This is a genomic window from Heyndrickxia coagulans DSM 1 = ATCC 7050 (assembly GCF_000290615.1).
Classification (GTDB): domain Bacteria; phylum Bacillota; class Bacilli; order Bacillales; family Bacillaceae_C; genus Weizmannia; species Weizmannia coagulans.
This window is the reverse complement of record NZ_ALAS01000103.1, coordinates 41,625-49,239: the sequence shown is the minus strand read 5'-3', so window position 1 is coordinate 49,239 and position 7,615 is coordinate 41,625. Positions and strand designations below refer to the sequence as shown.

The following is a 7,615-nucleotide window of genomic DNA, read 5'->3' as shown; positions in this document are numbered from 1 at the left end:
GTATTCGCCCACAAGCGTACATTTAAATGATAGAGCGTCTTCCCATTTTTTTCCACTCATCTGCCCTTCGAGTAAAATTTTACACATACGCAAGAAGTCCCATGCTTTCGGGGATATGGGCAGCCGGCAATAAAGGCGCTATTTTTTCGGAAAATATGCGCATATAAATGGCGTTGCGATGCCGCAACGCCATTTGCTTAATTTTCATCTTCAAAATCGAATTTCCGGTCGGTCCGGCAGTTTTCACAGACATAAAGCACTCTTCTTGATTCCGCTTCGTTTTCTTCCGGTGTTTGGGAACCGCAGATTTCGCATACTTTCAAGTGCCTTCCTCCTTTTATGGTTCCATCATTTCGGCACGGTATCCCTGCTCCGTCACGGCTTGCACCATGTCGTGGCAGGATGCCGATTGGTCATTATAGGTAAACGTCGCTTCTTTTCTTGCCAAGCTTATTTCAATTTCGCGGACGCCCCAGACTTCATTCAGGGCGCGTCGGACTTTGGCGGCATCTTCTTCATTTACCATATCACTTACTTTCAACATCCCTTTAGCCAATGTCGGTTCCTCCTTTAGGAAGCGAATGGTTTTGCTCCATGGCTTCCCCCATCCCCGCCAAAACGCCAGCCATCATAGCAAGCGACCGTTTCACTTCCGGGGAGCGCATGCTTTTTCCCAACTTCCACAGGCTCTCCTGCCCCCCCGGATTGAGCTGCTTTTTCAAATCCGCTCGTGATGCCTGCCAGGATCGTTTGCAGTTGTTCCGGATCGATGGAACCTAAAAATTTAAATACGTTCATCCCGTTTTTGATGGCATGGTACATGGCGGGCTGGTTCAGTTGCCCTAAAGCAATTTCGGCAACATCAACGCGGTTTTGGAGCAGGCCTTCCATCGCGTTGAGCACGCCCATGCCATCCAGCTGTTTGATGATCTCCAACAATTTAATCAGTGATTCCCCGTTTTCAGCGGCTGCCTTTACAACCGCCGACATAGACGCTGCCTGCCATTCTTCTGGGGTCGGATCCACTTGTTTAATTTGCCTGATCGCCTTCGCCATACGCTTTCCCTCCCGGCTTTATTAATTTCACGGCCGGGACAGAGCCTTCCCGCCCGCGGTATTCTTTCCGATTACCGGCCCGTCCCGTTTGCCTGGTCACCTTCGCCATCTGCTTTTCCTCCCGGTGAAAATAGTGCCGTGATCGGGATAAAGTCATCCCGCTTCCATTTTTCTTCCACTCTTACACTGATTTGCGGAATCCGGTTGCCGTAACGGTGGTTCACCTTTGGCAGCGGCGTTTTTCCTTTTTCTTCCAAAATCTCCATTTTTACGCCTATTTCTTTGTAGTTCGGGGTATGGGTCACCCGGTCATGATAGCTGCTCGTCAGCCGGTTCACCATTTCATTCTCTTTCCGGGCGTTCATCGTTAAGTACAATTCTTTTCCTTGAACCCGCCCGGTCACAACAGCCCGCACTTTCACCTTTCCGTAAGGCGATGTCAGCCGTACAAGCGCCCCGTCTTTTATCCCCCGTTCTTCCGCCGCATCCGGTGAAATTTCAAGCCACGGCTCCGGCACTTTGTGATGAATGCCCGGGGAACGGTCCGTCAAATTTCCTTCATGGAACTGTTCTAGCAGGCGGCCATTGTTAAGATGGTAATCGAATCCCTCTCCGGCTGAAAAAGGCGGTTCCCAGTCAACCGGCACAAGCCGGGCTTTGCCGTCCGGAAAGGCAAAACGGTCTTGATACAGAAGCGGCGTGCTCGTACCGTCTTTTTTAACCGGCCAAATTTGGCTGTTAAAGCCTTCCAGTCTCTCGTAGCTGATGCCGGCAAAGTACTTTGCCAGGCTTGCCGCTTCCGCCATGATTTCGCCGGGATGCTGGTAATGCCACTGGGCACCCATTTTGTTCGCGAGCTCCTGGAAGATGACCCAATCCGGCTTCGATTCGCCCATCGGTTCAAATACCTGGTAAAAGCGCTGGATGCGCCGTTCCGTATTGGTAAACGTTCCTTCTTTCTCAAGGCTCGGCGCAGCCGGCAGGATCACATCGGCAAATTGGGCCGTTTTGCTGAAAAACATATCTTGCACAACAAAAAAGTCGAGCTTTTCCAGATGTTCTTCCACAAAATTAATATTGGAATCAACGATCGCCATTTCTTCACCGAACAGATAGAGCCCCCGGAGCTTTCCGCTTTCTACCCCGCCGATCATTTGATGATTGTCAAGCCCCGGGTTTTCCGGAAGTTTAACCCCCCAAGCTTTTTCGTATCGTTCCCTTACTTCTTTATCTTCTACCGGTTCGTAGCCCGGGAACCAGGCGGGCATCGTTCCAAAATCACAGGCGCCTTGCACATTATTGTGCCCTCTGAGCGGATATGCCCCCGTCCCAGGGCGGCCGTAATTGCCGGTAACCAGCAACAAGTTGGAAATGGCCGTGCTTGTATCAGTCCCGCATATGTGCTGGGTGATGCCCATCGCCCAAAGAATGCAAACGGATTTGGCTTCATGGATCATCGTTGCCATTTTGATTAAGTTCTCTTTGGAAATGCCGGTTTTTTCTTCGGCAAATGCCAGCGTGTATTTTTCCAGTGAAGCTCTGAACCGGTCTAACCCTTTGACCCTGGCTTCAAGAAATGCTTTGTCTTCCCAGCCCTGATCGAGAATGTATTTTGTCACAGCGTTAATCCAAATCAAATCCGTGCTTGGCTTCGAATGGATAAATAAATTGGCGCGGCTGGCCAGTTCGTTTTCCCTTAAATCGACGACCATAAGTTTTTGCCCGTGCAATTTGTGCGCCCGTTTTATGCGTGTCGCAAGGACAGGATGGGATTCGGCCGGATTCGCGCCCACCGTAACCACCAAATCCGCCTGCTGGATATCCCGGATGGTGCCGGAGTCCCCGCCGATGCCTACGGTCCGCAAGAGCCCTGACGTTGCCGGCGACTGGCAGTAACGCGAGCAATTATCCAAATTATTGGTACCGATGATCGCGCGGGCGAATTTTTGAAAGAGATAGTTTTCTTCGTTCGAACATTTGGATGAAGCGATAAAGCCAAGCGCGTCCGGCCCGTGCTGTTCTTTTATTTCCTGCAATTTGCTTGCGATCAGATTCAGGGCTTCATCCCAGCTTGCTTCAACAAATTCTTCCCCTTTGCGGATAAGCGGCTTTGTCAAACGCTCTTCGCTGTTGACGAAGTCCCACCCGAACTTTCCTTTGATACATGTCGAGATGCCGTTTACCGGCGCATGTTCCTGCGGCTCAACTTTTAAAATATGGCGCCCTTTTGTCCAAATTTCAAAACTGCAGCCGACCCCGCAATAGGTACAAACTGTTTTCGTTCTTTTGATTCTCGATTTCCGCATCGCCGACTCCATTTCGGATATGGCGAAAATTTCTTTATACCCCGGTTCGACTTCTTTTGTGAGATCAATCATCGGCTCCAGCACTTTTGGCGGGATGCCGGTTAAATACCCTGCTTCCCCGAGCATGGACTTTTCCATAAGCGCATTGCACGGGCAGACCGTGACGCAATGGCCGCAAGATACACATGAGGACTCATCAATGGGAACATCCTGATCCCAGATCACTCTTGGCACTTCCCGGTCCCAGTCAATCGTCAATGTTTCATTGACTTGCAGATCCTGGCAGGCCTCCACACACCTTCCGCAAAGAATGCACTGGTCCGGTTCATAGCGGTAAAAAGGATGGGATTGGTCCGGCGGGTAGGGTTTGGCTTCAAACTGGTATTTCTGATGCTCGATTTCAAGATGCTCGGCCGTGTTATGGACAACGCAATTGCCATTATTGTTGTCACACACAGTGCAATAAAGCTCGTGGTTTTTCAGAATCCGTGACATTGCTTCATATTGGGCATCTTTTACAGGTTTGGAAACGGACTCCACGTCCATTCCCGGCTTTGCCTTGGTTGCACATGCCCGTACCAAATTCCCGTCCACGTTCACAAAACAGGTATCACAAGTTTGAATTGATCCGAGATTCGGGTGGTAACAGATGGCGGGGATGTATATATCGTGGGCATTGGCCACTTCCAAAATCGTTTGCCCTTTACGAGCCGCCAGTTCTTGCCCGTTTATTCGAATCGAAAAGGTTGTTTCTTCCATCATCGGCCCCCATTTCATGCCTTTTTTATTAGGATTGCCAATTGGCTTTCTTCTATAACTGCTTTGGGATTGTTTCTTTGCCGTTTTGTGCATAATAAAAGCAGATTTTTAAAAAAGGGGATTAAACCATGGAACAAGCGAAATTGTATGAACGAATCAAAAACATGATCATATCATCCACAAAAGAACCGAAATATACTGCACTGTCTGCTGTCAAGCTGGCCGATTTATTTGACACGGACCCTCGTGAAATAGAGAAGGCCATCAGGGAATTGGTTGAGCAAGGAAAACTGAAGAAATCCAAACTGGAGGGGCCGCCGCGCGCGGACATCTATTCTTTGCCTTGACTTGTCCCGCTCCCTGCATCCGGCAAAGCGGGTTCGAAAAAATGAAAAAACATGGATGGAGGCTTGCAAAAACCGGCTGTGGATGCTACCTGTAAGAGAGGATTAAACAGCTAAGGGTGGGGAATTTATGAACGGGTTTATGAAAAAACAATATTTGCCTATAGCAATCGTTGCCATCGCTTTGGGCATCGTGATGGCCCCGTTTGTTTTAAACTTGATTTCCTATCTTGCCTTGCGATAAATTTCATGGACAGCTCCTGTTAAAAAGCGGGAATTTTTCAGATTCCCGCTGCATTGTGTTGCGCCTTAGGAATGCTCCAGTTGCTGTTTTATTTTTTCCACTTCTGTCCGGCTCAGGTCGGTCATTTTAACAATCAATTGTAGTTCCAGGCCATTCTTGAGCATCCTGGCAACAATCGTTTTTCTCTCTTCTTTCCTTCCTCTTTTCCCTTCCTATACCCGCGGTCAAAGTAGGAATTTGGCAGCTTCAGTACTTGTTCTGCTTCGTCCGTGTCCAGCATTTTAATGTTTTCATTACTTCCGCCTCCTCTTCTTCGTTCAGTTTTAAATAAAAATCAAAGAAACCATACAACAGCCTCATTTTTGCCGGGTCAAGTTCCAACCGGGCCAGCATCCAATTATTTTCTTATTTTTCAGTTTTATTTTATAGGACAAATGTCCGTTCTTCAAGTGCTTTTCACTCTCCCAGGTTGCGGAATGAAGCAGCATACGGGGGAAAGCATGCAGTCCCCCGCAACCTTTTTGAAAGGCAATCAACAATTAAAGCCGAAACGCCTCCCCCTGATTGAAAGACATTCCGGCTTTATAAATGAGTATGTTTACTGGCCAAGAATTCCTTTCAGCTGCTCTTTCAACTTATCTGCTGCACCTTTCCAGAATCCCTGGTTATCCTCGATTTTTTTCTGCAATTTATCAGCTTGTTCTTTTATCGTTTCATCGATGTTTTGCAGTTTTTCTTTTAACGGGTTGCCGTTTTCCTTCTGGTCATTGATAGATTCCACCCCGAGGTCACCCGGCTTTGTATATTTTAGCGTGGCATTCATCACGCTGTTGAAAACCGGCACAATGCCCTGTTCGCTCAGGCCGTATAAATAATGGTTCCGGTCTGTATGGTCATATCCCATCCAGACCACCCCGACAAGATTAGGCGTATAGCCCGCAAACCATTGGTCCATTGTACCGTCAACCCCGCTGAACGGCAATTGGGTGGAGCCTGTTTTTCCGGCAATTTTATAACCGGGGACCGCTACCCCTTTGCCGGTTCCGGATTCCACAACATTCAGCAGCATGGATGTCATTTCCTGGGAAACTTTTTTCGATATGACCCTTTCCTGCTTGTCTTTATATGCTACCAAAACTTTTCCGGTCGGGCTCACGATTTTTGTAATGATATGCACTTCCGACCGTTTCCCATTGTTTGGAAACGTGGTGTAGGCTTCGGCAATGTCTTCGGGGGAAACGCCGTTTTGAATATTCCCGAGCGCAATGCCGAGCTGCTTGTCCTTCTTGGTGACCGGGATGCCGAATTTTTTCGCCGATTCGTACCCTTTTTCCACCCCGATTTTATTCAACAGCCAGACGGCAGGAAGATTGAGCGATTTTTCGACAGCCATGTACATCGGCACTTTACCGAGATATTGGTTGTTATAGTTTTTCGGCGCATAACCGCCTTTAAACGTCATTACTCTATCTTGCAGCATCGATTCGGGGTTGTACCCTTCTTCAAGCGCCGGCGTATAGACGGTAATCGGCTTCATGATCGATCCAGGCTGCCGTTTCAGCTGCGTTGCCCTGTTGAAGCCGCGGAATACTTTTTCTCCCCTTCCCCCGACAAGACCGCGGACGCCGCCGGTTGACGGATCTACAAGGATTGCCCCGCTTTGGATGATCTGGCCGGATGTGCCGGACGGAAAGAGTGATGATTGCCGGTAAACATTTTCCAATGCCGTTTGAATATTTTGATCCATTGCCGTATAAATTTTATACCCTCTTGTTAAGATCTCTTCCTGTGTCAGGCCATATTGATCGATTGCCTCGTCCAGCACCGCATCGACGTAATATGGGTATTTGCCCGTCAGCGCATCTGTTTTTTTATCTTTTAGCGCAAGCTTTTCGCTTTTTGCCTGTTCATACTGGGATTTCGTGATCATCCCGTACTCTTTCATTGCGAAAAGCACGACATTGCGGCGGTGAATGGCACGGTTATAATGGCGGTACGGGTCGAGTGCATTCGGTGAATTAACAAGGCCCGCCAAAGTTGCCGATTCGGATAAGTCCAGATCTTCCACGTCTTTTCCAAAATATTTATTGGCCGCTTTTTCAACACCCCAAGCGCCTTCCCCGAAATAGACCTGGTTTAAATACATTTCCAAAATTTCTTTTTTTGTGTAATGCTTCTCAATTTCAATCGCCAAAAAAAGCTCCTGAATTTTCCTTTTTAATGTCCGTTCCGGGGAAAGTAGCGCATTTTTCGTTAATTGCTGGGTAATGGTGCTTCCCCCGGCAGCCGCCCCGCCGATCCGGATATCTTTTAAAAGAGCGCTCAAGGTACCGATGATATCAAACCCATGGTGTTTGTAGAAACGGTGGTCTTCGATTGCTACCACCGCATTTTGCAGGTCTTCCGGCATTTTTTTAATCGATACGCCTTCCGAGCGGTTTGCAGAAATTCTGCTTGCTGTGTCCCCGTCTTTGTCATAAATAACGGTCGTCTGTTCCAGCCCTTTTTTTAACTGCCCGACATTCGCGCTTTTTGCGTAATAAGCAAAAAAAGCTAAAAAGCCAAGCAATGAAAGAGAGGCTGCCAGAATGATAATTTGAGTCATATGGGCCCTTTTCCAAACTTTTTTGAAACCGTTCCAAAATCCCCAGAAATAAGGTCTGAATTTATCTATATAAGGTTTGAATTTGTTCATATCTGTCGATGTCCTCATCTTTCCCCAATCTGTGAAACTGCTATCTCAAACACCCGGCTGATTGGCCCTTAAGCAAAAGGATATTATGAATGGCCGGAAAAATCAATGACCCCTGTAGAAAATGCAGTTCTTTAAAACCAAAAAAATATGCTGAAACCGTTTTTTTCTTCTCGTTCCGGGTAAAGAAAAGAGGGTGTTCAAAGCCATACAT

7 protein-coding genes and 1 pseudogene are annotated in these 7,615 nt (G+C 47.8%); 1 reads left to right on the top strand and 7 read right to left on the bottom strand.

From position 1 onward, the window contains the following. Nucleotides 1-197: 197 nt before the first annotated feature. The 4 genes from IC21_RS17535 to fdhF all read right to left on the bottom strand — a co-directional run bounded on the left by IC21_RS17535 (nucleotide 198) and on the right by fdhF (nucleotide 4,121). Complete coding sequence (locus IC21_RS17535) at nucleotides 198-323, bottom strand: hypothetical protein (RefSeq protein ID WP_019721248.1); 126 nt, start codon at nucleotides 321-323, stop codon at nucleotides 198-200. Between the two features lie 14 nt (nucleotides 324-337). Further along, entirely contained in the window at nucleotides 338-556 is a 219-nt protein-coding gene (locus tag IC21_RS04935) for a heavy-metal-associated domain-containing protein (RefSeq protein ID WP_013860194.1), read from the bottom strand. Next, nucleotides 549-665: a hypothetical protein gene (locus tag IC21_RS17220; protein WP_234969493.1), complete on the bottom strand. Its 117-nt coding sequence runs from the start codon at nucleotides 663-665 to the stop codon at nucleotides 549-551. Before IC21_RS17220 ends, IC21_RS04935 begins: the two co-directional genes overlap by 8 nt. A 462-nt stretch (nucleotides 666-1,127) precedes the next feature. Further along, entirely contained in the window at nucleotides 1,128-4,121 is a 2,994-nt protein-coding gene (gene fdhF, locus IC21_RS04925) for a formate dehydrogenase subunit alpha (protein WP_029142229.1), read from the bottom strand. 128 nt (nucleotides 4,122-4,249) lie between these two features. Here fdhF and IC21_RS04920 point away from each other — a divergent pair, with 128 nt between their 5' ends. Further along, nucleotides 4,250-4,468, top strand: coding sequence for a PCI domain-containing protein (locus tag IC21_RS04920; RefSeq protein ID WP_013860197.1), 219 nt, complete (start codon nucleotides 4,250-4,252; stop codon nucleotides 4,466-4,468). Nucleotides 4,469-4,774: 306 nt separating this feature from the next. On the opposite strand, the pseudogene IC21_RS17215 reads toward IC21_RS04920, so the two are convergent. From IC21_RS17215 to IC21_RS04910, 3 genes and pseudogenes are all read right to left on the bottom strand, one after another. After that, a pseudogene (locus IC21_RS17215) lies at nucleotides 4,775-4,989 on the bottom strand (Rpn/YhgA-type helix-turn-helix domain-containing protein). Then, on the bottom strand, nucleotides 4,956-5,090 hold the full coding sequence (locus IC21_RS17690) for a hypothetical protein (RefSeq protein WP_327076418.1): 135 nt from the start codon (nucleotides 5,088-5,090) through the stop codon (nucleotides 4,956-4,958). The pseudogene IC21_RS17215 and the gene IC21_RS17690 overlap by 34 nt, the downstream one beginning before the upstream one ends. A 217-nt stretch (nucleotides 5,091-5,307) precedes the next feature. Further along, nucleotides 5,308-7,404, bottom strand: coding sequence for a transglycosylase domain-containing protein (locus IC21_RS04910; RefSeq protein WP_029142228.1), 2,097 nt, complete (start codon nucleotides 7,402-7,404; stop codon nucleotides 5,308-5,310). Between the last annotated feature and the right edge of the window lie 211 nt (nucleotides 7,405-7,615).